General features: G+C 61.9%; 18 protein-coding genes and 2 tRNA genes. 11 read left to right on the top strand and 9 right to left on the bottom strand.

Annotated elements, in window-relative coordinates; genetic code table 11:
- Positions 1 to 537: 537 nt before the first annotated feature.
- The 5 genes from VMH22_13050 to VMH22_13030 all read left to right on the top strand — a co-directional run bounded on the left by VMH22_13050 (position 538) and on the right by VMH22_13030 (position 4,945).
- Positions 538 to 1,371, top strand: coding sequence for a hypothetical protein (locus VMH22_13050; GenBank protein ID HTW92617.1), 834 nt, complete (start codon positions 538 to 540; stop codon positions 1,369 to 1,371).
- Between the two features lie 169 nt (positions 1,372 to 1,540).
- Entirely contained in the window at positions 1,541 to 2,296 is a 756-nt protein-coding gene (locus tag VMH22_13045; protein ID HTW92616.1) for a tetratricopeptide repeat protein, read from the top strand.
- Between the two features lie 54 nt (positions 2,297 to 2,350).
- Positions 2,351 to 3,268, top strand: coding sequence for a tetratricopeptide repeat protein (locus VMH22_13040; GenBank protein HTW92615.1), 918 nt, complete (start codon positions 2,351 to 2,353; stop codon positions 3,266 to 3,268).
- A 196-nt stretch (positions 3,269 to 3,464) separates the two neighbouring features.
- Positions 3,465 to 4,325 (top strand): hypothetical protein, encoded by an 861-nt coding sequence (locus VMH22_13035; protein HTW92614.1) that lies wholly within the window; start codon positions 3,465 to 3,467, stop codon positions 4,323 to 4,325.
- Positions 4,326 to 4,456: 131 nt separating this feature from the next.
- Positions 4,457 to 4,945, top strand: a complete 489-nt coding sequence (locus VMH22_13030) for a toll/interleukin-1 receptor domain-containing protein (GenBank protein HTW92613.1) — start codon at positions 4,457 to 4,459, stop codon at positions 4,943 to 4,945.
- A gap of 159 nt (positions 4,946 to 5,104) precedes the next feature.
- Here VMH22_13030 and VMH22_13025 read toward each other — a convergent pair whose 3' ends face one another.
- Entirely contained in the window at positions 5,105 to 5,803 is a 699-nt protein-coding gene (locus VMH22_13025) for a tetratricopeptide repeat protein (GenBank protein HTW92612.1), read from the bottom strand.
- 16 nt (positions 5,804 to 5,819) lie between these two features.
- A tRNA-Arg gene (locus tag VMH22_13020) sits at positions 5,820 to 5,893 on the bottom strand.
- A gap of 225 nt (positions 5,894 to 6,118) precedes the next feature.
- On the opposite strand from VMH22_13020, the gene VMH22_13015 reads away from it, so the two are divergent.
- Positions 6,119 to 7,693: a M6 family metalloprotease domain-containing protein gene (locus VMH22_13015; protein ID HTW92611.1), complete on the top strand. Its 1,575-nt coding sequence runs from the start codon at positions 6,119 to 6,121 to the stop codon at positions 7,691 to 7,693.
- Between the two features lie 174 nt (positions 7,694 to 7,867).
- A tRNA-Gln gene (locus tag VMH22_13010) sits at positions 7,868 to 7,939 on the top strand.
- A 45-nt stretch (positions 7,940 to 7,984) separates the two neighbouring features.
- On the opposite strand, the gene VMH22_13005 is transcribed toward VMH22_13010, so the two are convergent.
- The 4 genes from VMH22_13005 to VMH22_12990 all read right to left on the bottom strand — a co-directional run bounded on the left by VMH22_13005 (position 7,985) and on the right by VMH22_12990 (position 13,379).
- Positions 7,985 to 8,647, bottom strand: coding sequence for a tetratricopeptide repeat protein (locus tag VMH22_13005; protein ID HTW92610.1), 663 nt, complete (start codon positions 8,645 to 8,647; stop codon positions 7,985 to 7,987).
- 83 nt (positions 8,648 to 8,730) lie between these two features.
- Positions 8,731 to 9,789 carry an SDR family oxidoreductase gene (locus VMH22_13000; protein ID HTW92609.1) on the bottom strand — a complete coding sequence of 353 codons (1,059 nt, stop codon included), beginning with the start codon at positions 9,787 to 9,789 and terminating at the stop codon, positions 8,731 to 8,733.
- An 84-nt stretch (positions 9,790 to 9,873) separates the two neighbouring features.
- On the bottom strand, positions 9,874 to 10,314 hold the full coding sequence (locus tag VMH22_12995) for a MarR family transcriptional regulator (protein HTW92608.1): 441 nt from the start codon (positions 10,312 to 10,314) through the stop codon (positions 9,874 to 9,876).
- A gap of 653 nt (positions 10,315 to 10,967) precedes the next feature.
- A complete protein-coding gene (locus VMH22_12990) occupies positions 10,968 to 13,379 on the bottom strand; it encodes a YncE family protein (protein ID HTW92607.1) in 2,412 nt (803 codons plus the stop codon).
- A 289-nt stretch (positions 13,380 to 13,668) separates the two neighbouring features.
- Here VMH22_12990 and proS point away from each other — a divergent pair, with 289 nt between their 5' ends.
- Positions 13,669 to 15,108, top strand: a complete 1,440-nt coding sequence (proS, locus tag VMH22_12985; protein ID HTW92606.1) for a proline--tRNA ligase — start codon at positions 13,669 to 13,671, stop codon at positions 15,106 to 15,108.
- A 101-nt stretch (positions 15,109 to 15,209) separates the two neighbouring features.
- Here proS and VMH22_12980 read toward each other — a convergent pair whose 3' ends face one another.
- Positions 15,210 to 16,883: a helix-hairpin-helix domain-containing protein gene (locus VMH22_12980; protein ID HTW92605.1), complete on the bottom strand. Its 1,674-nt coding sequence runs from the start codon at positions 16,881 to 16,883 to the stop codon at positions 15,210 to 15,212.
- An 81-nt stretch (positions 16,884 to 16,964) separates the two neighbouring features.
- Here VMH22_12980 and VMH22_12975 point away from each other — a divergent pair, with 81 nt between their 5' ends.
- Both VMH22_12975 and VMH22_12970 read left to right on the top strand, forming a co-directional pair.
- On the top strand, positions 16,965 to 18,152 hold the full coding sequence (locus tag VMH22_12975; GenBank protein HTW92604.1) for a pyridoxal phosphate-dependent aminotransferase family protein: 1,188 nt from the start codon (positions 16,965 to 16,967) through the stop codon (positions 18,150 to 18,152).
- Positions 18,153 to 18,155: 3 nt separating this feature from the next.
- Complete coding sequence (locus VMH22_12970; GenBank protein HTW92603.1) at positions 18,156 to 19,268, top strand: hypothetical protein; 1,113 nt, start codon at positions 18,156 to 18,158, stop codon at positions 19,266 to 19,268.
- A gap of 8 nt (positions 19,269 to 19,276) precedes the next feature.
- Here VMH22_12970 and recG read toward each other — a convergent pair whose 3' ends face one another.
- Together recG and ligA are read right to left on the bottom strand one after the other, a co-directional pair.
- Positions 19,277 to 21,373 carry an ATP-dependent DNA helicase RecG gene (gene recG / locus VMH22_12965; protein ID HTW92602.1) on the bottom strand — a complete coding sequence of 699 codons (2,097 nt, stop codon included), beginning with the start codon at positions 21,371 to 21,373 and terminating at the stop codon, positions 19,277 to 19,279.
- Positions 21,374 to 23,428 carry an NAD-dependent DNA ligase LigA gene (ligA, locus tag VMH22_12960; GenBank protein HTW92601.1) on the bottom strand — a complete coding sequence of 685 codons (2,055 nt, stop codon included), beginning with the start codon at positions 23,426 to 23,428 and terminating at the stop codon, positions 21,374 to 21,376.
- 103 nt (positions 23,429 to 23,531) lie between these two features.
- Between ligA and VMH22_12955 the strand changes: the two genes are divergently transcribed.
- On the top strand, positions 23,532 to 24,569 hold the full coding sequence (locus VMH22_12955; GenBank protein HTW92600.1) for a hypothetical protein: 1,038 nt from the start codon (positions 23,532 to 23,534) through the stop codon (positions 24,567 to 24,569).
- Positions 24,570 to 24,572 lie beyond the last annotated feature (3 nt).

Raw genomic sequence — 24,572 nt, 5'->3', positions numbered from 1 at the left:
ACCGGGATTCACCTTCGTAACCTTTCCTAAGGTAGCTTATGAGAGGCGGGGAAAGACAGCTTCCGACACTGAGCCGGCATTTGCTGCACGTTGTCAGGCGGGCACGGGCTCAGATAGGCGGTCGCTACAAGTACCCGCCTCTCATACACTTCCTGATGGGGGGAACCGTACCCCAGTGACTCCCGGTATGCTCTCCTTGACTCGGGGGTAGGGGCAGTTATCATTTTCCACCGCACCTGACAACTGCAGCACGAACAGTAACTTAGGAGATAGTCGTGTCCTTCCGGAAGCGGAGACAGTCCCTCAGAGTCGCACAAGGCCCTGCGAAGGGACAGTCCCCGGTTCCGAGGCATAAAGTCCGGCACCGCAGGGCAAGCCACAAGCAAAGACCGTCAGGTCTCCCCGCCGACTTAACACGTCCGTCGGAAATCTGCCGACTGGCGGCGGTGGCAGGCCGGCAGACCGCTCCCCACGCGTTTGACATCGTCGGTCGCGGAATTATGATGTCGGAGTTCGCACTATTAGAGAGGAGTCAACGTGAGAATCGCCGTTCTGTTCGCTGCCGCGCTGCTGATTCCGGCCGCGGCGGTCGCCGACACGACGTGGGTAAGCATCGGCTCACCGGCCAATCTGAACAGCATACCGTTCTGGGGTTCGACCTCTGACGCGTACCGGTGCCAATGGCTGTACAACCAGGGTGAGATTAACCAGGCGGGCGACATCGTCGCCATCGGGCTTTACAGCTCGTCGGACGCGCCGGCCGAGTTCTACCATGTCACTGTTACCTGCTGCCACACACCGCTGACTGAACTCACGACGAACTTCAGCGCCAACTATGGCGGCAAATCGCCGCAGATAGTGCTCCAGGCCGAGACCCTGCTCGTCGGCACCGGCGTGGACAACACCTGGTACTACTTCCCGGGCACATTCAACTACAACGACACCGATAACCTGATTGTCGAGATTACATGGCGCGGTGACGCGGGCGCGGACGACCGGTTCTACCGCAACGGGAACGGCTCAGCCTACCGGCGCTGCTCCGCCGCCAGCGATACGGCAAGCATCGGGAACATCGACAACGTTATGGGCGACTACATCCGGTTCGGGTTCCTGCAGACCGGCGTAGAGGAACTGAAGGATAGAGGATTGAGCAACGTGAAGGTCGGGACCACGATTGCCCGCGGCTTGCTGTTCCTGCCTCCGTCGTCAGGCGTGGAGCGTCCGGCGTCGAGCGCGCTGCTGGACATCTCCGGTCGCAGGGTGCTCGACCTGCATCCGGGCGCGAACGACGTCGGCCGCCTCAGCCCCGGCATTTACTTCCTGCGCGGCGCAAAGTCTCAGGCCACGAAAGAGGTGGTCGTCACCGAGTAGGCACGCTGTCCGAGCCGGCCACTCGATTCTGCCTGGCCATTGTTAGAGCATTCATCGTTAGTTGTCCTTTCGTACAGCGCTTCGCCGGTCCCTCGGCGCATATGCAGTCCTTGACAACCATGGGATGGCTCGCATAATTCGCCGTCGATCTTGAAAGGAGCCAGCCATCATGAGAAGCAGTAAGCTGTGGAGTTGCATCGCGATTAGCGTCTTGATTCTGCTTGGGCCCGGCCGAGCCCGTGCCCAGGAAGAGGAAGACGCGGACCCGGTCGAGCAAGGTAATGCGCTTGCAGACGAGGGCAACTTTCTGGCGGCGATCCAGCAATTCAACCGGGCGATAGAGCAGGACTCGACTGACAGCGTCGCCTATTACAATCGCGGGCGAGCCTACCACGCCATTGGCGAGAATGCGTCGGCCATTGAGGACTATACGAACGCGATCAGGCTTAATCCGGCCGACCCTGACGCCTACAACAGCCGCGGGATTGCCTACCGCGATGAAGGGAAGCCGGACCTGGCGATTCTGGACTATGACCGAACCCTGGCGCTGGACTCAAGCCGGGACGACGCCTGCAACAACCGCGGGCTCGCGCATGAAGACAAGGGCGAGCATGCCCTCGCAATGCAGGACTACAACCGTGCGCTGGATCTGAATCCGAGCTTCGCCCTCGCCTTCAGCAACCGCGGTCTCGTGCATCAAGCCATGGACGAACCCGGCCTGGCTATAATGGACTACGACGAGGCGATCCGGCTCGACCCGAGCATGATCCCGACCTTCTTCTTCAGAGCAGAGGCGCACGCGCTTATCGGGCTGGACTCGGCCGCGGTTGACGACTACGAGCATATCATAGCCAACGCGCCCGCCGCCGACAGTCTTTATGTGGGAGAGGCAAAACGCCAGATCGAACTGCTGAAGGCGAAGTAACTCAACGTTGACCGTGGCCACCGACTGTGGAAGTCGAATGAATGGAGGCAAGTGATGACTGACCGAAATGAACGCATGATCGCAAGCCCCGTTCTGTTCGCACTGGTTTGCATGGGGTTGCTGGTCGCGCCCGGTCGGCTTAGGGCCGGCTGGGCCGGAAGGACCGATTGGAAGCCGGTGGAATATACGCCGGGAGGTGATGTCATCTACTTCGACCACGTGCCGCAGAGCACGAACCCCGAGATAAGGGCCCATTTTTCCGCGGCAGCGGAATCGCTGGACGCGTCATCCTATCTCGGGGCACTGGCCGAGTTGGAGAAGGCAATTCCGCTGGCCAAGGGCTCGGAGCTGGCCGCACTCCACAACATCACCGCCTACGTGAACCTCTGGTGCCATCTGACCAGCGACGCCTCGATCTCCTCGCTGGAGGCCTCTCTGGATGTCGCCGCCAAGGCGGGCGACTCAGTCGGCCGGGCCGCGGCGCTGTCGGAACTCGGCAACCTCCATGGGACCTACGACCGGGATTTCGACACCGCGCTTTCCTGCCTGAGCAAGGCGCTGGCGATAAACCAGAAGGCCGGCCTGCTTGAGGGCGTATCCTTCGACCAGAGGCTGATCGGGTTTTGCCTGCACGAGCAGGGCCAGTATGACAGCGCGCTTTCTCACTACCAGAGCGCCCTTGCCGCTGCAACGTCCGTCAACAACTACGCAGACATTGTCTCAGTGCGGGCTTCAATAGCACATCTCTACGTGGTGAAGGATGATGACGCGGACGCGCTAAGTAACTACTTGCAGGCTTGGGCAGACGTCCCGAAGGCCGGCGTCTATGACAGCACGGAAGTCCTTCGGGAAGCTCTCAGGGGATATCTCGAGGTAATGGGTGCGGATACGTTCTCCGCCGCGTGCAAGAAACAAGGGTTCAGCCAGACCGAGGCGGACGCTCTGGTGGCGGAGTTGCAGAAGACAGAGTAGCCGGCCGGGGCTAGACGTGCGCTGACCCGCTGACCAGTTGCCCTGTCCACGGCATGGAGCCGGGCGCAACAGAGCGGAGCCTGCCCTCGTGAGCGGGCAGTGCCGGTCGACTCGCGCACCGAGCAAGCCTTGACAGAGAATCAGGTTTACCGGACGATATAGTGCTGTCTGACTCGACCAAGGAGATAATAACCTCATGATTTGGCACTACTCGTGTCCGCGTTGTCGAAAAGAACTCGAAACACCCTGGGACAACATCAAGCAGGAAGTGACCTGTCGGAACTGCGGTACCGTCCATTTCGCACCTACGCCGGGCGAGGACCACACCGCCTACATAGCCGGCGAGAGCTGGCCGCAGGAGATGGAAGAAGAGGTCGTCGCCCTGCGCGGCAGCGCCTGCATTGTGCCCGGCTGCTACCGCGAGCACACGACCCTTGTCCCGCGCGTGCCGTTCGTTGTGGGCGGCAGGCTGTCGGTGGAGAACCTGTTGCCGGCATGCGAGCAGCATGCTTCGGCCCGGAGTCAGGATGACTACGTCGACTGGCTGGCCCGCCTCGCCGAACCGGCGCCGGGAATCGCTCCAGCCGGCATAACCATAACCAGCACAGCAGAGGATTCCGTGAAGGTCCAGACCTTCGGAGCGATAACTGGAGTTCAGTCGATTGCCGGGCAAATCTCCGTGCCCGGCCCGTTCCCGGCCGGATATCGTCTGGTGTTCGCCGCGCCGTTTGTTCCGGGCCCGGCTACGCGGCTGGTCCTCTATTACGAATGGAAACTTGGTCCAAACGAATCCGGTCGCGTAGTGCTGGGTGCCTGGCCCAGAGCCGACCAGCCGGACTTCGCCAAGGGACTCCGTGACTCGAAGCACTTCACGTCCAACGAACACCGGGCCGGGACGAGCAATGGAGGTTCAGCTTTGCTTGAAATCGTCCTGCCCGAGTCAAAGGATGAACTCTGGATCGCGGCGGTGTGGGTCGAGGCCGAGCCGGAACGCAAGGTCATGACGGGTTACTATCTCGCCACGACGGTTGATGAGCAGGAATCCGAGGCATTCTAGGGCCACACCTCGTTGACATCGCAGACCCGTCGGCTAACCTGTCGTCGACAAATGTGGCAAACGTCGGCCAGGTTCGGCACCGGAGCACAGGCTTCGCGCGACTGCCCGGCGGCGCAAGGCAATAGGCAGTCATGAGAACGGAGCCTCCGATTCCATCTCTCACCAGCAGCATCTGGCCCCACATCATCATACCCTACGGCTACACGGACCACGAATTCGCCCACAAGCTGGCCGCAGAGTTGCGCCGCGACCAGGTCTCCCGGTGGATTGAAGAGCTCGACATGTCGGCTGGCAAGTTTGTCGTAAACTGGATAGCCCATTCGGTCCGACCGGTAGACATCGTCATCGCTGTTGTCTCTGCTTCCTCGGTCACAGCAAGCTGGGTGCAACACGACCTGGGCACGGTCATGGCGAGAGAATTCAACGGACGACATGTTACGTTGCTCCTGGCGAGAACTGACAGTTGCGCTCTGCCGGACACGCTGGCTTCGCAGCCCTGCTTTGACTTCCGCGATGAATGGAACCGGGCCTACGACGACCTACTCGTCGCCATACAGCGATTCGCGAGTCAGAGGCTCGCCAGTCGCCATCCGACTACCAACACGCGCAGACCCCGCTGAGAGAACTTCGGTCATTCTGACCCCTGTAAAGAACGATCGCGGCCATTCGTGGCCGCGATCGCAGACACCCGTGGGTGACGACACAGGCAAATACCGACGCGCGCCTCAATGGCGACGCCGCCCGAGCAGCGTGATCCTTCAGTTCGGGCGGCGGCCGGACTATCTAAACTTGTTCTGTAGAGCCTGGATCCGGGCCAATTCGATCTTCACATCCTCGCCCTTCTCCCCCGCCGGCTTGCTCGTGAGTAGCTCCTGGTAAATGGCCTCGGCCTTGGCGAAGTCATTGGCATCACGATAGGCTCTGCCCGCCGCCATCATCGCATCATACGCCAGCGGCGACTTGGGCCACCTCTGCCAGACGGCCTCATAGGACTTGGCCGCCCCAAGGTTGTTGCCCGACTGCTCCTCACAGTTGCCAATCCCAAACTGGGCCGACGGGCTCAGAAGCGGATCGTTCTTCACCCGGCTGAGGAAGACGCCGAACTCCCGTTTGGCATCCGGCAGCCGGTTGGTGTTGTAGTAGATATTCGCCAGATAGAAGTGAGCTTTCGCTCCGGCGAAATCCCCGCCGTACCTTGTGGCAATGTCCGTGAAAACGGTCTCTGCGCGCCCGAAGTCGTTGTTTGAGTACATACCGACGGCCTCGGTGAACGCCATCTGGGCCTGGAGGTTCACGCCAGGTTTTCGGTTCTGCAGCAACACGATGGCTATGACGACTACCGCAACCACAGCCGCAGCACCGATCCACACCCGCTGACGGTCGCGGTAGTAGTACTCCATCGCCCGCTCAACGAGCTGCTGGAACCGGTCTTCCTTCAGGTCTCGCTTGCTGACGTAGTGTTTGCCCTTAAAGCGCATGATATCCTTTTCATCCTACCCCTGAGGCGATTCGAACGCCTGACCTACGGTTTAGGAAACCGTCGCTCTATCCACCTGAGCTACAGGGGTTTGGGAGCCGATTATAGGAGATGCGGGACGCAAGTCAAGGAAGCGGGGCATGAATGGCCGGACGAGAGCAGAAACGAGAAACAGACTGGCAGACGTCAGAAGTCGAGAAAGCCGACTGGTTGACCGGCGGCCCGCTTTCATGTATTGTGGTTGCGCCGAAGTGCGCTCAGGTACAAGATGCGAGAACGTCTCCTGATATTGACAGCCTGCGCTGCTGCGCTGGCCATGCCACCGCGACCCGGTGCGATCCAAGGCACGAACGGACCGTTGCCGGTCTACCCGCCCGGCGTCGAGGTAGCCGGGCCCAATCGAGTGAAGGACCAGACCGACCTCGAAACGGTAGCCATTCTGATGCAATTCCCCGACAACAAGGCCGACACGCTCGCTCGTCCCCCGGCGCTGTACGACTCAATGCTCTATTCCACGGGCGTGTACAAAGGTCCTCCCCATCGCGCCGGCAGCCTGAACGACTACTGGCTGGAGTGCTCCTACGGCAACCTCCACGTGCGCGGCGGAGTCGCCGGCGACCGTTGGTTCACGTCGAAGTACAACTACTCGCGGTACTACGATGGCGACTACCTGCTGACAACAGGCGGCCAGCTCGCCCAAGAGAACATGGCGCAGATTGACTCCGTCATTGACTTCAGTCAGTTCGACCTGAACCACGACGGCCACATCGCCGCCTGTTTCATGGTCCACGCCGGAGCTGACGGCTCGGACAACGGCGACGTCAACTGCCTCTGGTCCCATGCCATACCCTCGTTCAGCTATCAGACCAACGACGGCGTGATTATCGACGGCGTCACCAACGTGCCCGAGTACGCCATGGTCACCGCCGCGCACGACACCACGATGTGCTGCATTGCGGTAATGTGTCACGAAATGGGCCACCTCGTCGGCCTGCCTGACCTGTACGACCAGAACCGATACTACTGGGGAGCAGGCTACTGGAGCCTGATGTCCTACGGCGCATGGGGCGCGGGAGGCAACACGCCATGGAGCCCGTCCCATCCTGATGCCTGGTGCCTTAACCAGGCCGGCTTCGTAAGTCCTACCGTGGTCACGACCAACCTGTACAATGTTCGCATCCCGCCGATCGAAGACACGCCGGTCGTATACAAGGTCTGGCGCGGCGGCACTAACACCGACACCTGCTTCTATCTTGAGAACCGTCAGCACCGTGGCTTCGACACGCCGCTGCCCGGCGCTGGTTTGGCCATCTGGCACATCGACCCCTACTACAGCAGCGCTATGTACCGCTACGTGGACATGGAAGAGGACTCAACCTTCCACCTTGACCACGGTAACGGAACCCGACCCGACCCGCACGTTTACCATCCGGAGTTGGGAGACACCTCGGATGTTCTTCCGGGCAACTGGAATCGCACCGCGTTCGACTCCACGACCATCCCATCTAGCAAGGACCGCAACAACCTCTCCACCGGCGTGTGCGTGAGGAACATCCGGGAATCCGGAGACACAATCATCTGCGACATCATCGTCCACCCTGAGTCGGTCGGCATCGCCGAACGCCCGGCGTCCGACATCCGATGCGTGACACCCGTAGCCTTCCCCAACCCATTCTCACATGAAGCGAAACTGACCCGGCTCACGCCGGGTGCGCCAGTGCGCATCTACTCGTCTACCGGAACACTAGTTTGGAGTGCTGACGTGCCGACCTCCGGCGAGCTTAGTTGGAATGGCCATGAGGCGTCGGGCGCGGCCCTGCCCGACGGCGTCTATCTTGTACACGCGTCGGGGTATGCCGCCTGTCCAGTCAAGGTCGTGCTCAGACACTAGTCGATATCCGCCGTAGTAGTCCGGCCCTTCTGACTTCTGCTATCTGCGTTCCGAATTCTGACTGCGGCTATTGTCGGCGCTCGCCTGCCTTGACTTTGCCTCCATCCGGCATATCCTATCCCAGCTCGGTCCTCACTTTGTCATTTGTCCCTGGCACTTTGTCCTTTTCTGCATTGGGGGATCGTCTAACTGGCAGGACAGCTGGCTCTGGACCAGCCGGTTGGGGTTCAAATCCCTATCCCCCAGCTCCTTTCGGCGGTACGCCATCCGTTGCCGGATGGCGTCGCTGTTCTAGAGCCGGGAGCTCTGTTTCTGCTTCGGCTGAATTGAGTCGAGAAGCGCGAGAGCCGCCGGTCGGTCGTCGAGCGCAAACTCGGCCGGGTCGGTCGGCTGGCTGGTATTCAGCAGCAGCTCGAGCTCTCGGCGGGCCTCGGCCGGCTTCTGCAGCCGCAGATAGACGCGAGCAAGCTCAAGTCGGATAGTGGTGTAGTTCGAATCAGCAACCAGTCCGTGACGCAGATAGTCCTCGGCCCGCTTGAGATTGCCGCCCAGCAGGGACGGCAGCGCCTCGTATAGACGCCCCATGGCGTACCAGGCCAGCGCGTAGCCGGAGTCCAGCCTAAGCACCTGCTCGTACTCGCTCTTCAACGACCCGGACATGCCCGCAGAGCTGAGGATGCCCCTGAGCTGGCCGAGCCGGCCCTGAGCCGTTGCCCACCACATGTGGCCGTCGGGATTCTCCGGATTACGCTGTCTCAGCGTGTCGGCGGTGGCTCTTGCCTTGACGTACCAGTTCTGCTTCTCTTTCCGGTCGGTGCCGCCGTCGCCAGTCAACAGGCAGATTCGCGCCCAAAGACAGAGCCCGGCCTCATTCGCGGGTTCGTGCCGCCGGATGGTGGACACAATCGCCTGAGCTGAATCCAGCCATGTCTGATTCAGGTGTCGATGGAACATTAGGTACTCAGCTCGACAACAGACCGAGTCCGCGCTTGTAGCTGACGGAGCACTCAGGGCCAACAGGGCCGACAGAATCAGGTTCATGGTGCGGCAGCGCCGACCCGCGGCAACTCCAGATGCAGCCTTCCGGTTGCGACGAACCACCCAATCGTGTCCCTAACCGTCACACTTAGAGGACGCGCTCGGTATCCGAGTTCACGCTCAGCCTTCGCGCAGCTCATCAGGCAGTTCGACGCCAGCACCCGGAGCGAGTAGCTGGTGAATCTGGGTTTGGCCCGTCGCAACCGGTAGTATGCTGGCGCGAACCAGGCCGCGATACGCGCCAGCCACATGGGTAGACGGCGGGCCCTTGAGCGCACACCGGTGACCTGCTCCAGCAATGTGAGAAGATCCTTCACCGAAATCTTCTCGCCCGAAAGGATGTAACCCTCGCCCGGCCGGCCTTTCTCGGCAGCGAGCATCAAGCCGGTAGCGACGTCCCGCACATCCACGAAGTCGTATGCGCCGTCTACATACGCCGGCAGACGGCCGCCGGCGAAGTCCACAAAGAGGCTCCCCATGTCCGAAAGCCGAAAATCGTACGGGCCGATGATGCCGGAAGGGAACACCATAACCGCGTCCAATCCCTGTTCCAGTACCTTCCGGACCTCGATGCTGGCCCGCGCCTTTGATCGGGCATAGTCGCCGTCCAGCGCCTCGGGCCGGAACTCGACCGTCTCGCAGAGCGGCACTCCTGCGAGTGGCACCTCAAGGGCGTGGACCGAGCTGGTGTAGACCAGCCGCCGCACCCGCGCCTCCAGACATGCCCGTGCCACGTTGCGCGACCCCACTACATTCACCTCGTGCAGAAGCTTCTGCTGACCGCCGGAGATGGTGACGATCCCGGCCAAATGGTAAACGAGGTCGGCGCTTGAGAACGCCGACACCAGGGAACCGTAGTCTCTTACGTCGACGCGCAGCAGTTCGACGTCGAGCCCGGCAATCGACTCTGTTGTCTCCGAAGGATGAACAACGGCGCGGACGCGCTCGCCCCGCTGGATGAGTTCACGAACCAGGACGTTGCCGACGTGACCGGTTGCCCCCGTCACTACGCTCAGACGTGCCCCACCACCGCTGCGCTTTGATATACAGTTGTCCACATAGACAGTATACTAAGTTGACCATCTCGCGCAAGAAAAAAGTCGCCGGCCGCGATCGGCGCACGCAAAGCGGCAGGCCGCCTGCTATTGCTCGGGCAGGGCCATCGCCATCTGCTCCAGCGTCTCGATGAACACCTTCAGGTTCTCTTCCGGGACGCGGCGCATCATGCGGGACAGGTTCCTGCGCTGGGCCAGTGCCAAGGCCCGCGCGGCCTTTAAGCCCCTGGCGGTCAGGCGGACGATCACAACCCGACGGTCCTCCACCCCATGCTCGCGCGCAATAAAGCGCTTCTCGACCAGCCGGTCGACGAGCCCCGACACGTTGGCTTTGGACAGCCCGAGAAAGCGGGCGAGGTCGTTCATGCGCGACTCCCTGCGTATCAGCAGGGCCTGCAGGATGGTCGCCTGCGAGAACGAGAACTCACCCAGCGTCTCCACCGACGGCAGCAGCCTCAATCCCCGCACCAACAGCGGAGCAACCTGTTCCAGCTTTGAGAGGTAGAGACTCTCGTCCTTTCTATTCATGTCTTCGCACAATTATCTAGCAGCACACTCGGATGTCAAGGCTCTCGGACCGCGAACGGAAAGGTGGCGTTATGCCTGATGTTACGGCAGGGATGGCGTCCTGCGCGCACCGAATTGCAGCACGATTGGGTCTTTTCCGGGAGGCAACCAGCAGTTGCCCAGTTTCTCATAAGTCCCCAAGAATCCCGGCCCGGAAATCTCCTAACTTCTCTCTTTTCAATTCAGTATTCACCCTTTCCGTATCTCCCCTATTCCATCCCCCCGGCTATTGTGGAAGCTCTTTGGAGAACTACCCGGAAAGCAGTTCCGAAGGTTGCTCCGTATGCTATCCCGTGAGAAATCCGCGAAGCTGCGTGGTCAGCAGCCCGGCATGCTGCCGGGCAGGCTATTCGGAGAGGAGATCGGCGAGCTGCTCGGAAGGCCGCGGGGGGCGCAGTCCGGTGGGGTCTTCCGCTGGCTGCGCGGAGGATTGCCCGGCAAGCTCCCCGGAGAGCAATTCGCCAAGCAGCGGGGCAGACAATCTGCTCAGCAATTCGGAGAGCAATAAGGCAAGCCGCGCGGTCAGTCGCCCGGGGAACTCCGAGTGAAGTCCGGTTCAACTCGCCGTTGTCCGTTCCCCGCTCCCGACACGCTGCTCCCGACTCCCGCTTGCTCTATCTTGTGAGGACGACCTTGCGGACGGCCTGGGCTTGAGCTTGAGCTTCCCTCACAAAGTACACGCCCGGAGCCAGGGCATGCACATCATTTGCGCCCGGCCGCAGGTTCAGCACCTTACGCCCGCTGATGTCGAGTAACACGCACGACGCCCCACCCATCGAGCTAGATGTCGGCATACGATACATTCCGCGAACGATGGTAGGCAACGGCTTGGAGCTTGGGACCTGTGGCTTCAGGGCTTCATGGACTCCGGTCAGCGAATCACGCAGGACTGAGATGCTCGACCACTCATGGTCGGCGACGTAGACCCGGTTCTGGCCAGGAATCCACAGCAGCGCACAAGGCTGCGAGCCGACTCCAATCTGCTCGACCACGCCGTTCGTGGCCCCGTCGATGACGGTCACGCTGTCGCCGTCCTCGCCAGCACAATAGACCCTGTTGTTGTCAGCGTCGTAGACGATGGCGTCGGGGTAACCACCAACCGCGACGGTTGCCACCACCGAATCCGAAGCTCCATCCAGTATGGTCACGTCTCGGCCATACTGGTTCGCGCAGTATACCCTGTCGTTCCTCGCGTTGTAGCACAGGGCGCAGGGAGAGCGCCCGACTGCCACTGCAGCGAGTACTGAGTCGTTCGCACAGTCGATGACGGTTACGTCGTTACTGTAGCCGTTCGCGCAGTACACCTTGTTGTCAAGCGTATTGTAGCAGAGGGCATGAGGCTGGCTGTCGGCGACGACGGTCGCCACAACCTGATTCGAGTTTCCGTCTATTACCGTCACGTTACCGCTGTCATCGCGGTTCGCGCAATAAACCTTGTTCTCCCGAGGATTGTAGCAGAGAGCGCAGGGCCCAAGTCCTGTTCGCACGGTGTCGATGACCTCGTTAGTTGTGCCGTCTATCACCGACACGCAACGGCTCATGAGGTGCGCGCAGTACACTCGGTTGTTCACCAAGTTGTAGCAGAGCGCACGAGGGTAGCCTTCCACTGCTACGGTCGCAATGACCTCATTGGTCGTGCCATCGATCACAGTCACGCTGGAATTCAGGTAGTTCGCGCTGTATATCTTGTCATTTTGAGGATTGTGGCAGAGGTCGTTGGGCCGGGTTCCCGTGGTAACCACAGCAAGAACCCGATCGGCTGCCGCATCTATCACGCTCACGTCGGTACCGCGTTCGTTCCCGCAATAGACCTTGTTGTCGAGCGCGTCATAGCAGAGGGCGCACGGGTAGCTTCCGGTGATAACGGTATCGATGACTCTGTTGGACACGCCGTCTACCACATACACGTCGCTGCTGCCTTCGTTGGTGCAATAGACCCTGTCGTTCTGAAGACCGTAGCAGACAGCGCGCGGGTACGACCCGGCCGTCAGGGTCGCGACGACCTGACTGGTCGCACCGTCGATGACGGTCACGTCGTCGCTCAGGAAGCCGGTGCAGTACACCTTGCTGTCACGTGAGTTGTAGCACAGTGCAATGGGCCCAATGCCGACGGGCACAGTGTCGAGGACGAGGTCGGTCGCTCCGTCTATCACCGTCACGTCGTAGCTGTCATAGTCGGCGCAGTACACTCTGTTGTTCTGGGAGTTGTAACAGACGGCGCTCGGGCCGTGTCCCACCGGCACCGTGGCAAGCACACGGCCGCCTGCGACGTCTATGACAGTCACGCTGTTGTCACTCGAGTTGACGCAGAACAGCTTGTTGTCGAGGGGATCGCAGCAGAGCGCGTTCGGGTAGCGTCCGACCGGTACCGTGAGGATTAACGTGTCAGCCGCGCCGTCGATAACCGTCACGCTGCCGCTGCCGCCCGCGTTGAGGCAGCACACCCGGTCACACTGTGGGCTGTAGCACAGGTCGAGCGGATAGTCGCTGACGGGCAAGGTCGCAAGGACCGAATCCCCTGCGCCGTCGATGACCGTCACGCTCGCACTGCCGTGATTGGCGCTGTAAACCTTGTTGTCCTGGAGGTTATAGCAGAGCGCGAACGGGTCTTGCCCCGTGGGCACTGTAGCGAGCACATGGTTAGTCGCGCCGTCTATCACGGTTACTTCACCGCCATCGTCCGCGCAGTAGACCTTGTTGTTCGCAGGATTGTAACATATGGCCGTGACAGGCTGGCCGGTCGGTATCTTCGCAACTTTCTCGTTCGTAGCGCAGTCGATAGCGATGACGCAGTTGCCGGCCCCGCCACCGACATACACCGTATTCGTCGCTGAGTCATATGCGGCACAATCCAGGTTCATGGCCCCGCACAGCGAGTCGGGCACGAAGAACGTCGTTTCCAGACACTTGGAATGAGCTGCCGACAGGCAGCAGCAAAAAGCCAACAGCATGGCCAGGTGTCTTAAGGCCCGGTTGTGAGACAAAGTGAGTTCGGCACCAAGAGCGAGCGCGCGGTCACGTGACATTCTGCACCTCCCGAATCGGATAGGAATTCAGTCTTCCTGGCGACGGAAGGACGTCGCGGCGGCTTCCCGGCGTCGCTGTATCCAGCGTCGCTGGCTAGAGAATAGCTCCCAACGCAATGGAGTCAAGTCAAGGGGCAATCGTCAAGCGCACACGCCCATCGAGCTCGCCTTGCACCGGTCAGGCTGCCTTGCTGCGGTCCGGAACCGGCGAGACATGTCTGCTCAGCCAACGCGCCCTCTGCGTTCGGGATGCTTGACTCTATTCCGAGCACCGCTAAGATTGGCCACCATGAAAGAAGACGGCCTCGTCAAAGCGATTCCCCACAAGTCAGAAGATTTCTCCGAGTGGTACACCGCGGTGGTGCTGAAGACCGAACTGGCGGACTATGCGCCGGTGCGCGGCTGCATGGTCATCCGGCCCTACGGCTACGCGCTCTGGGAGAACATGCAGGCACGCCTGGACAAGCGGATCAAGGACACCGGCCACGTGAATGCCTGCTTCCCGACACTCATACCGGAGAGCTTCCTCACCAAGGAAGCCGAGCACGTTAAGGGCTTCTCGCCCCAGGTCGCCTGGGTCACGCACGGCGGCGATGAAGAGCTGACCGAGCGGCTGGCCCTGCGGCCCACGAGCGAGGCCATCATCAACACGATGTATGCCAAATGGGTGAAGAGCTACCGCGACCTGCCGGTGCTCATCAACCAGTGGTGCAACATCTTCCGCTGGGAGAAGGCGACCCGCCTGTTCTTGCGCACGCTCGAATTCCTCTGGCAGGAAGGCCACACCCTGCACCGCACGCGCGAGGAAGCGGAAGAAGAGACGCTCAAGATTCTCAATCTCTACGTCGACTTCGTGGAGAACGACCTGGCCCTGCCCGTGCTCGCCGGGGCCAAGCCGGAGAGCGAGAAGTTCCCGGGCGCGGTCGACACGTATTCCATCGAGGCCATGATGCCGGACGGGCAGGCTTTGCAGGCCGGCACGTCGCACCTGCTCGGCCAGCACTTTGCCGAGGCGTTCGACATCCGCTATCTCGACGAGGACAACACCGAGAAGCGACCCTGGGGCACTTCCTGGGGAGTCTCGACCCGTCTCATCGGCGGGCTTATCATGACCCACGGCGACGACAAGGGTCTCTTCATGCCTCCGCGCGTCGCGCCGCACCAGGCGGTCATGGTCCCGATTCTCTTCGGCAAGAACGACGAAGCCGTGCTCGCCAAGTGCCGCGAGACCAAAGAGCGCCTGTCGGCCTATCGCATCCTGCTCGACGACCGGACTACCCAGACCGCGGGCTGGAAGTACAATGAACACGAGATGCGCGGCGTGCCGGTGCGGATCGAGATCGGGCCGAAGGACGTGGCCAAGGAACAGTGCGTGCTGGTGCCGCGCGACGGCTCCGGCAAGCGGTTCGTGCCTCTGGCCGAGCTACCGACCCAACTCGGTGGGCTGCTTGACGAGATTCAGGCGGGCATGCTGAAGCGGGCCCGCGAGTTCGTGGCCGGCCGCACGTCTGACGCCGAGTCGCTGGACGAGTTCAAGACGGTGCTGGAAGCCAAACCGGGTTACGTCCGGGTCCACTGGTGCAAGGCGCAGGAATGCGAGAACGCCCTGATCGACGCCACCAAGACCACGCCCCGCAACATGCCGACCGCGGACCAGGGCAAACCGGGCAAGTGCATCGTCTGCGGCAAGCCGACCGAAACGGTCATCTACTACGCGCGCACGTACTGACGCGCCGGGCGCGAGTGGCCAGTTGCCGGCGACCAGTTTCCAGTAACCGGATTGTCCGTTTACTGGAAACTGGCAACTGATACCTGGAAACTCCCTGCGCGCTAGCGCACGGTAATTAGCGCTTTGATCCGGTCGTATTTCTTCGGCCCGATTCCCTTGACGTTCTGTATCTCGTCGATTGACTTGAACCGGCCGACGGTCTCGCGGTACTCGATAATCCGTTCGGCTGTCTTGGGCCCGATTTCCGGCAGGGACTCCAGTAACGCGGAATCGGCGGTGTTGATGTTCACCAGGCCGCCGGACTGCTTCCGCACTATGCCCGGAGCGGCAGGATAGAGCCGCACCGGCTGAACTACGGGCTTCAGCGTCTCAGCACTCGCGGCAAACCCTATCCACAAATCGGTCAGGGACTGGGGCAGCAGTCTCCCGGTGACCGGGATTCGCGCCCGTTCGAGCCACTGCTCGGTGGTCAAGACATTGAAGTTGCCCGACGCCCGGTTCCGGACGCGCACACGCGCGACGCGCGAGACTTCCGGCCATGCCTGCGTGTCGCCGGTGACGAAGTAGTCGGCCCCGGCGAGGAACGGCGCCGCCTCATGCTGGTCGGCGCTCTCGGGTGCGACCAGCCGCGCCAGCGTGGTGTCGTCCATCGAAACCAGCCTTGCCCTCCGCCGATAGGGCGCGACTGCGAACAACTGCTCCCGGTCGATACTGCCCGCGGCCAGGCCGGACTCTATTTCGTAGGCCGGCAGAACCGCGATGTCGGCTCCGGCCTGGCGCCGCACACCGTCTGCGACCATCTGACCAAGCGCCAGCAGACCGGCGCTGTCCGGCAAGTACTCCTGCGTGTTCACACACTCGGCCGAATCTTCCTGTGCCGGCCTCTTCAACCATGCCGCCACTGCCGATGTATCCGAGCCGGGCTCGACGTTCAGCAGGTGCACCTCGGTCTGGTAGACCTTGTGCTCGGTCTTGCTGAACAGCAAGTCGGCAACACCCAGCCGCTGGCCGTACGCTGCCGCAGTCAGCACCGGCCTCGTACCCGAGCAAGTCATCCGGTTCTCGACGCCCGTTCCGCTGCCACGGCAGATGACAAGGTCGACGTCCCTGAAGCCGTCGGCGATGGCGCACCCTTCGTCCGGGCTCAGGTGCCCAATGACTATGATGACGTTGGCGCTCTCGGCCCGCACTAGCGGCAGGTACCGGGCCATCTGCACCAGCGGGTCATCCACGACCCATCCGGCAACGTCGGCGCGGGCGTTAACTCTCGCAATATCCGGATCGGCGATCCCGATGACCGCGACTCTCATGCCCATCATGTCCCTGACCAGATATGGACGGAACAGCGGAACCTGACGTTTGAGCGCGACATCAAGCATGGGGTCACAGAGAATCGGGAACGACGCTGCCTGGGCCAGGATCTCCAGGTTCTCGGCGCCGCCGTTGAAATCACGCGGTCCCGGAACCGCGGCGTCGTAACCGGCCGAATTCATGAACTCAACCGCGGCCCGACCCTGGGAGCTGTCGCCTGACGAAGAACCGAATCCGAAGTCCCCGCAATCAAGCAGGAGAGTCGCATCGGTCCTCTCCTTCCTTATCAGGCGAAGCAGGTTATCCCAGCCCCCGAGTCTGCGGCGCGGCAGTCCGGGCGACCCGAAGTCGATGCTCGGAGCGCTTCGACCGTGAAGGTCAGATGTATACATGACGCGGAGGACCTGGAAATCGGACCGGGAAGGCGACGCGGCAAGGGCCAGTGCGATGACGAACTCGATCACGTTCGTAATATAGCCCGGACCGGTGTCGAATCAAGCCCGCACCGAGCTTGACACTCGGAAGGCTGTGCTTAGAATCCCGGCGTGGATCTATTCGACAAATGCCAGGAGTTCGCAAAGATAGTCCAGCAGGCCAAGGACAACGACTACTACCCGTACTTTACCCCGATCAGTTCGGAGCCTGACCGGCGTGTTATTATCCACGGCCGGGAATTGTTGATGATGGGGTCGAACAACTACCTAGGTCTGACCACGCATCCGAAAGTGAAGGAGGCCGCAATTGCGGCAATCCGGAAGTACGGCACCGGCTGTACCGGATCGCGCTTCGGGAACGGGACACTTGACATCCATGTGGAACTTGAGGAGAAACTGGCCTCTTTCTACCACAAGGATGACTGTGTAGTCTTCTCGACCGGCTACTCGGCCAACCTCGGAGCGATTTCCTCATTGATACGACGGGGTGACGTCGTCATCACCGACAAACTCGACCATGCGTCCATCATGGACGGATGCCAGATGTCGTACGGCACGGTGAAACGGTTCGTGCACAACGACATGCACTCGTTCGACCACGCGCTGTCGACGGCCGATGTCCAGGCGGGCAAGCTTGTCGTCGTTGACGGCGTCTTCTCGGTCGAAGGCGACCTGGCTCCGCTCGACCAGATGGTCCCGCTCGTCCGGAAGCACCGGGCGCGGCTGATGGTCGACGAGGCGCACGCCGTGGGAGTGATGGGCAAGCACGGGCGCGGCACGGCTGAGCACTTCGGCGTTGAAGCCGAGATCGACCTCATCATGGGCACGTTCTCAAAGACGTTCGCCTCCATCGGCGGCTACATCGTCGGCGATGCGGAGGTAATGTCATTTATCCGCCACAATGCGCGTACGGTGCTCTTCTCCGCAGCTATTCCACCGGCGGCAACGGCCACGGTGATCGAGACGCTCCGGATTCTTCAGGCCGAACCCGAACGCCGCAAGCACTTGTGGAAGAACGCGCACCGGATGAGCACGGGCCTGCGCGGAATGGGCTACAACCTCGGCACGTCGGTCACGCCCATCCTGCCCATCCACATCGGGGACGACGTCCGCACTCTTACGTTCTGGCGCGCGCTCTACGACGCCGGCATCTTCACAAACGCCTTCGTTCCGCCCGGCGTCCCGCCCAACCGCTCGCTTATCCGCACTGCGGTGATGGCGACTCATACCGATGCGGACATGGACGAGGCGCTGGAGAAGTTCGAGCAGGCGGGCCGGAAGTGCGGCATCATCGCCTGAACCATGACCGCGGTTCGGCGGGTCGAGTCCGCTGCGGACCTCGACCGCTTCGTCAAACTCCCTTTTCAGATCTACCGTGACGACCCGAACTGGGTCCCGCCGCTGATCTCCGACTTCAAGAACACTCTCACCCCGGGCTGCAATCCTTTCTGGGAGCACGCCGAACGGGACCTGTACCTGGCCGTCGATGACGGGAAGGTGGTAGGCCGAGTCGCGGCGATTCTCGACCGTAACTACAACCGGCACCACGGGGTCAAGGTCGCCTGCTTCGGTTTCTTTGAATCGGAGAACGACTCCCAGGTAGCGGCCGCCCTGCTCGACACGGTCAAGATATGGGGCAGGCAGCGGGACATGGACAAAGTCTACGGCCCGGCCAACCCATCGCTTAACGACGAGGTGGCGCTGCTGATCGGCCCATTCGACTCCCCGCCGATGCTCAAGATGTCCTACAACCCGCCGTGGTACGCAACGCTCATCGAGAGCTGCGGATTCGCCAAGGTCAAGGACATGTATGCCTATGTCATCCCGGTGGACGTACCGGTTCCGGAGAAACTGCAGCGGGTCATGACGCGACTGAAGCAGAACCCGGAAGTCGAGGTACGCCCCGTGGATCTCAAACATCTCGAACGGGACATCGTCTTCGTCAAGGATGTCTACAATGACGCGTGGTCACACAACTGGGACCACGTGCCCATGACTGATGCGGAAATCACGGACCTGGCGAGACAGCTCAAGCCCCTGGTGAAGCCGGAACTCTGCCCCCTGGTCTTCTACAAGGGCGAGATTGCCGGCATGTGCGTCGCCCTGCCCGACTACAACCAGGTTCTGAAGAGACTGCATGGCTCGCTCTTCCCGTTCGGCTGGCTCACGTTCCTTACCGAGAGGAATCGCATGGACCAGGCGCGCCTCTGGACCCTGGGAGTCAAGTACAAGTTCCACAACCTCGGGTTCGACTCACTGCTCTACTACGAGTGTTTCCTGGGTGCGCGGAAACTCGGGTACCGGCGGGGCGAACTCTCCCTGATACTTGAAGACAACATAGCCATCATCCGGCCGATCACGATGTGGGGCGGCAAGGTCTACAAGACCTACCGCATCTACGAGTCGCCGGCCTAGAGCCGGCCCTACCCTACCCCGGCAAGCTCGCCTCGGCCCTTGTACCGGCGCAGCAGCGTCTTCCTGACCCGGTCGTTGACCGGCTGCTCCAACTGCGGGTCGAGTTTGACCAGGCGGAACGCATCCCGTCTCGCCTGCCGCAGCACGACGCGGTCCCGCACGATGTCGGCAATGCGCAGATCCGGCAGCCCGTGCTGACGCGTCCCCAGCACCTCGCCCGGTCCCCGCAGCTCAAGGTCTTTCTCGGCCAGCGCAAACCCGTCACTTGTGTCGGTAAAGAAGCGCAGGCGCTCCAGTGAATCGCCGATCCCCGACTGGCCGGCCAGCAGAATGCAGAACGACTGCTTGTCACTCCGGCCGATCCTGCCCCGCAACTGGTGCAACTGGGCCAGCCCGAAGCGTTCCGGGTGTTCGATTATCATCACGGTGGCGTTCGGGATGTCCACGCCGACCTCGATGACCGAGGTCGCGACCAGGATGTCGAGGTCGCGACGCCGGAACTTCTCCATGATGTCCGCCCGCTCGTCGGGCTTCAGCCGGCCGTGGACCAGTCCCACTCGGTGTTTCGGGAAGGCGGCGCTGGTCTGCTCGAACGTCTTCTCGGCCGACGCCAGGTCGAGCTTCTCCGACTCCTCAATCAGCGGGCAGACGACAAACGCCTGCTCGCCGTCATCCAGGTGCCGGGCGGTCGACTCGTAGACGAGCTGCCGCTGGTTGTTACTCATCAACCGGGTCGCGACCGTCCGCCGGCCCGGCGGCTTCTGGTCCAGCAGCGACGTATCGAGGTCGCCGTAGGCAGTCATGGCCAACGTGCGCGGAATCGGCGTGGCCGTCATTACCAGGAAGTCCGGATTGTCGCCCTTGCTGAGCAATGCGGCACGCTGCATCACGCCGAACCGGTGCTGCTCGTCGACTACGACCAGCCCGAGCCGGCTGAACTTGACGCCCTCCTCGATGAGTGCGTGCGTGCCGAAGACCATCTGCACCGCGCCCGATTCCAGGCCGGCGATGATCTCGCGGCGCTCAGCCGCCCGGGTCGAACCGGTCAGCAGCGCCGCTTTCACACCGATGCCGGCCAGCCGTTCGTGCCAGCCCTGATAGTGCTGCTCGGCCAGGATCTCGGTCGGCGCCATCATCACCGACTGGCACTGGTTCTCCGTGGCCACCAGCATGGCATACAACGCGACCACGGTTTTGCCCGAGCCCACGTCGCCCTGCAGCAGCCGGTTCATGCGATACTCGCCGGCCATATCCTGCTTGATATCCGCCAGCACCCGTTCCTGCGCCTTGGTCAGCTTGAAGTGCAGGGCGGACATAAACGGCCCGGTAAGCGCACCCGTCTCCTTCATGCTGCTTCCCTTGCGCGCCTGCGCGTTCTCCCGGTGGCGCAGAGCCAGCAGCAGCTCGAAGTAGAACAGCTCTTCATAGCTCAGTCGTTCGAGCGCCTTGTGCGCGGATTCGATGTCCTTCGGAAAGTGCATCGTCTCCAGGGCGTCGGCGATGCCCGGGTATCCATAGTGTTCGAGAATCTCGGGCCGGAGCGTCTCGGGCATACTGTCGCGGCAACGGTCCAGCGCCGCCCGCACCGCGTTGCGTATGGCCCAGATCGACAGGCCCTCGGTCAACGGGTAAATCGGTATTATCGCGTTCTTGAAGGAGAAGCCCTCGCCGTCTTCGCCGAGCTCGAACATCGGGTTCACGAGCTGCTTTCCGCGATAAAGGCTGACCCGTCCCGACAGCAGAATCTCCTGGTTGGGCTGGAAGCGCTCGCGGAGGTCGGGCCGATTGAACCAGACCGCTTCAATCATCCCGCTTGCGTCCCTCACCATGACCGACACTGCCGGCTTGAAACTCTTCAGCCGCCGGCTGCCGGCCGCGACCACCGTGCCGATGACTGTCGCCTCATCGCCCGGTCTCAGGTCGCCGATGGCCAACATCTGGGAACGGTCGAGGTAGCGTCGCGGCGCGAAGAACAGCAGGTCCTCAATCGTCTCGATGCCGACCCGTGCCAGCATCTCGGCGCGGCGCGGCCCGATGCCCTTCAGGTATTGTACCGGGGCGTCCGACCCGGCCTGCTGCTCGTAGTGCTCGCGGAGTGTTGCCACCTATCGTCCTTTCTCTTCGACCAGCTTCACGAACTCGGCCTCGCTTATTATCTTCACGCCCAGCTCCTTCGCTCTGTCGTACTTTGACCCCGGCGACGCGCCCGCAACGACGTAGTCGGTCTTCTTCGAGACCGAGGACGACACGCTGCCGCCAAGAGACAATACCAGCTCCGTCGCCTGCTCGCGCGACTGCTGCTCCAATGTTCCGGTCAGAACAAACTTCTTTCCGGCAAGAGGCCGCGGCCCGCCGGCGGTCTTCTCCTCGAACCGCAGCCCGGCTGCGCGCAGCCGCTCGACCAATGCGACATTCTCTTTGTCCGCCAGGAAGTGCCTGAAGGACTCGGCCACGACCGGACCCACTCCGGGCACCATCGCTATCTCATCTACTTTCTTCCCCTTGACGTTCTTGGCGTCCTTGGCGGTTGTCCCGTCCCCTGCGGCCGCCTCGCGGAGCCGGTCCCACGAACCGAACGCCTGGGCCAGGAGCCGCGCCGCGTGGATTCCCACATGCCTGATTCCCAGGCCGTACAGCACCCGCGTGAACGGCCGCGACTTGCTCGCCTCCAACCCGGCGAGGATTCCCTGTGCGGACTTCTCCCCCATCCGCTCCAACTCTACCAACTTCTCCAGGTTCAGCTCGTACAGGTCCGCAAGGTTCTTCACCAGACCCGTGCTCACCAGTTGCTCTACCAGTTTCTCCCCAAGCCCTTCGATGTCCAGAGCCGCGCGCGCGCCGAAATGGAGCAGCCTCGCCTTGAGCTGGGCCGGGCACGAGGCATTCACGCACCGCCACGCGACCTCGTCCGCTTCCTTGAAGAGCTTCGTCCCGCAGGCCGGGCACTTCTCGGGAATCGCCACCTTTGTCCGCCTGCCATGTCCCCTGTCCGGCACCACCCGCAGTATCTGCGGGATAATCTCGCCCGCCTTGTGAATGACCGCGGTGTCGCCGACGCGGATGTCGAGCCGTTCGACCTCGTCCATGTTGTGCAGGGTCGAGTGAGTGACGTTCGTGCCGGAGATGAAGACCTGCCCAACCTCTGCCACTGGGGTCACGGTCCCCAGTCTGCCTACGTTGAAGTATATCTTCAAGACCTTGGTCTCAGCTTCCTCGGGCGGGTACTTGTAGGCTACGGCCCAGCGCGGGCTCTTCTCGGTCATGCCGAGCTCCTCGCGGTCGCCGAACCTGTCGACTTTGATAACCATCCCGTCGATGTCATAGGGCAAGTCGTGCCGATGCGCCTGCCAGCCATCGCAGTAGGCGATCACCTCATCGATACCGGTGAAAAGCCTGCTCTCCGGCGCGGTCTTGAACCCGAGCTCCTTGAGCGCGTCCAGCACCTCGTGGTCGGTCGCAATCCGCTCGATGCGGCGCGGCACGGTGTGGACGAAGCAATCCAGCCTGCGTTTACGCACCAGCTTCGGGTCGAGCAGATGGAGCGTGCCCGCGGTCGCGCTGCGCGGATTGGCGAACGTCGCCAACCCTTCCTCCTCCCGCTCGGCATTGATGCGCTCGAACTCGCGCCGCGGCATGTACGCCTCGCCCCTGACCTCGAACCGCTCGAAGCCCTTTCGCTCCTCTCGCAGCTTCAGCGGCACCGAGTTCACGGTGACCAGATTGGTGGTGATGTCGTCGCCGGTCGTGCCGTCCCCGCGGGTAGCGCCGCGGATGAACGCGAACTCATCATAGCTCAGTGAGACCGCGACGCCGTCGATCTTCTGCTGCACCAGATAGACCGGGGTCGGAACGACCTTTCTCACCCTCGTGTCGAATTCACGCAGCTCATCGTACGAATAGGTATTGTCGAGCGAAAGCATAGGCGGGTCGTGGCTGACCGACGTGAACTCCTTCAGCGGTTCGCCGCCCACGCGGCGGGTCGGCGAGTCCGGCCGGGCCAGGTCCGGGAATTCCTGTTCCAAAGCCTGGAGCCGCTTCAGCATCTGGTCATACTCATAGTCGCTGATACTCGGCTGGGCGAGCACATAGTAGCGGTAGTTGTGCTCAGAGAGCTCCCGGCTCAATCGGGTAATCTCGGTTTGTGCCTTGGCGCTGGTCAAGAAGAGTATTCTTGCCGTTTTCGCCTGAAAGTCAATCACCGGCAGACGCACCCTTGACCGGCAGCGGGTTCGGACTAGACTGAGTCGGCACGATGGAACCCACATGCGCCTGACCGCGCTGCTTGTCCTGCTCGCGACGGCCGCAGTTGCGGGCCCGGTCGGCAGGTACCTCGGCTTTGCGGTGCATCGGCAGGCCGAAGCCATTGACGCGGCCCGCGATTCCTTCCACATCCTGATTCCCAGTCCCTTCGATTCCATTGTCACGAGCAACAGCGCGGACACAGCCACTGTTGTTGCCGAAACCGTGCGCCTCGGCGACTCGGCATGGGTCATAAGTCAGGTAGCCCACCCGACACCGGATACCGTGACGACCGATACCTGCTACGAATCCGGCGACACTCTGCTCTGCGCCCGTCAATTGCTCGGCGACTCGGTCCGCTGGGTCAACGCCTACCGGGTTCCGTTCAACATCGGCGACACCTGGCGCTTCGGCCTCGCCGGCACCTACATCGGCGAGTTCACCGGAGACACGATTGTCGATACGCTCAAGGTCTGGGCCGACACCTGCACGGTGCTCGACACCGAAGACGTGGTCGTACCCTACGGCGCGGTCCCGCACTGCTTCAAGATTCAGCGCACCATGTACCAGCGGATCGCAACGGTCGTGTCATCCGTGCCCGCAATAGAATCCAGCTATGTCCGTACCTACGAATGGTACAAGGACTCGCTCTGGTCAATCAAGGAATCGACGCAGGCATCCGGCCCCCTGTACGCCCATGTCGGCCACTGGATGCACGCCGGGGACTTCGTTTCAACCGAAGTAGTTCAACTGACCGGCCTCGGCTACCTCGACGTCGCCGAGCGGCCGAGTACCGCACACCGTACACCGTTCACCGTCTCACCGAACCCATTCTCCTCCTCCACAGTCCTCCACTTGACCACTGGACCACTGACCTCCACCCTCCGCATCTTCAACTCCGCCGGCCGCCTCGTCCGTGCTCTGATTCCTCCCCAATCCCTAATCCCTAGTCCCTACTCCCTATCTTGGGACGGCCGCGACGACAATGGCCGCAGTCTGCCAGGCGGCGCCTATTTCATACGAGCGGGCAACGAAGTCTGCCCGGTTACCAAAGTGAGGTAGCAT

The sequence above is a fragment of the bacterium genome (assembly GCA_035505375.1).
In the GTDB taxonomy this organism is placed as follows: domain Bacteria; phylum Hydrothermota; class Tepidihabitantia; order Tepidihabitantales; family Tepidihabitantaceae; genus UBA2258.
The sequence above is the reverse complement of the archived record's forward strand: the minus strand, read 5'-3'. Positions and strand labels throughout refer to the sequence as shown.

Excerpts from the sequence above, each read along its gene's own strand:
- VMH22_13045 (HTW92616.1), top strand. The coding sequence starts at position 1,541 with ATGAGAAGCAGTAAGCTGTGGAGTTGCATCGCGATTAGCGTCTTGATT.
- VMH22_13040 (HTW92615.1), top strand. The coding sequence starts at position 2,351 with ATGACTGACCGAAATGAACGCATGATCGCAAGCCCCGTTCTGTTCGCA.
- VMH22_13035 (HTW92614.1), top strand. The coding sequence starts at position 3,465 with ATGATTTGGCACTACTCGTGTCCGCGTTGTCGAAAAGAACTCGAAACA.
- VMH22_13030 (HTW92613.1), top strand. The coding sequence starts at position 4,457 with ATGAGAACGGAGCCTCCGATTCCATCTCTCACCAGCAGCATCTGGCCC.
- VMH22_13025 (HTW92612.1), bottom strand. The coding sequence starts at position 5,803 with ATGCGCTTTAAGGGCAAACACTACGTCAGCAAGCGAGACCTGAAGGAA.
- VMH22_13015 (HTW92611.1), top strand. The coding sequence starts at position 6,119 with ATGCCACCGCGACCCGGTGCGATCCAAGGCACGAACGGACCGTTGCCG.
- VMH22_13005 (HTW92610.1), bottom strand. The coding sequence starts at position 8,647 with ATGTTCCATCGACACCTGAATCAGACATGGCTGGATTCAGCTCAGGCG.
- VMH22_12995 (HTW92608.1), bottom strand. The coding sequence starts at position 10,314 with ATGAATAGAAAGGACGAGAGTCTCTACCTCTCAAAGCTGGAACAGGTT.
- VMH22_12990 (HTW92607.1), bottom strand. The coding sequence starts at position 13,379 with ATGTCACGTGACCGCGCGCTCGCTCTTGGTGCCGAACTCACTTTGTCT.
- proS (HTW92606.1), top strand. The coding sequence starts at position 13,669 with ATGAAAGAAGACGGCCTCGTCAAAGCGATTCCCCACAAGTCAGAAGAT.
- VMH22_12970 (HTW92603.1), top strand. The coding sequence starts at position 18,156 with ATGACCGCGGTTCGGCGGGTCGAGTCCGCTGCGGACCTCGACCGCTTC.
- VMH22_12955 (HTW92600.1), top strand. The coding sequence starts at position 23,532 with ATGCGCCTGACCGCGCTGCTTGTCCTGCTCGCGACGGCCGCAGTTGCG.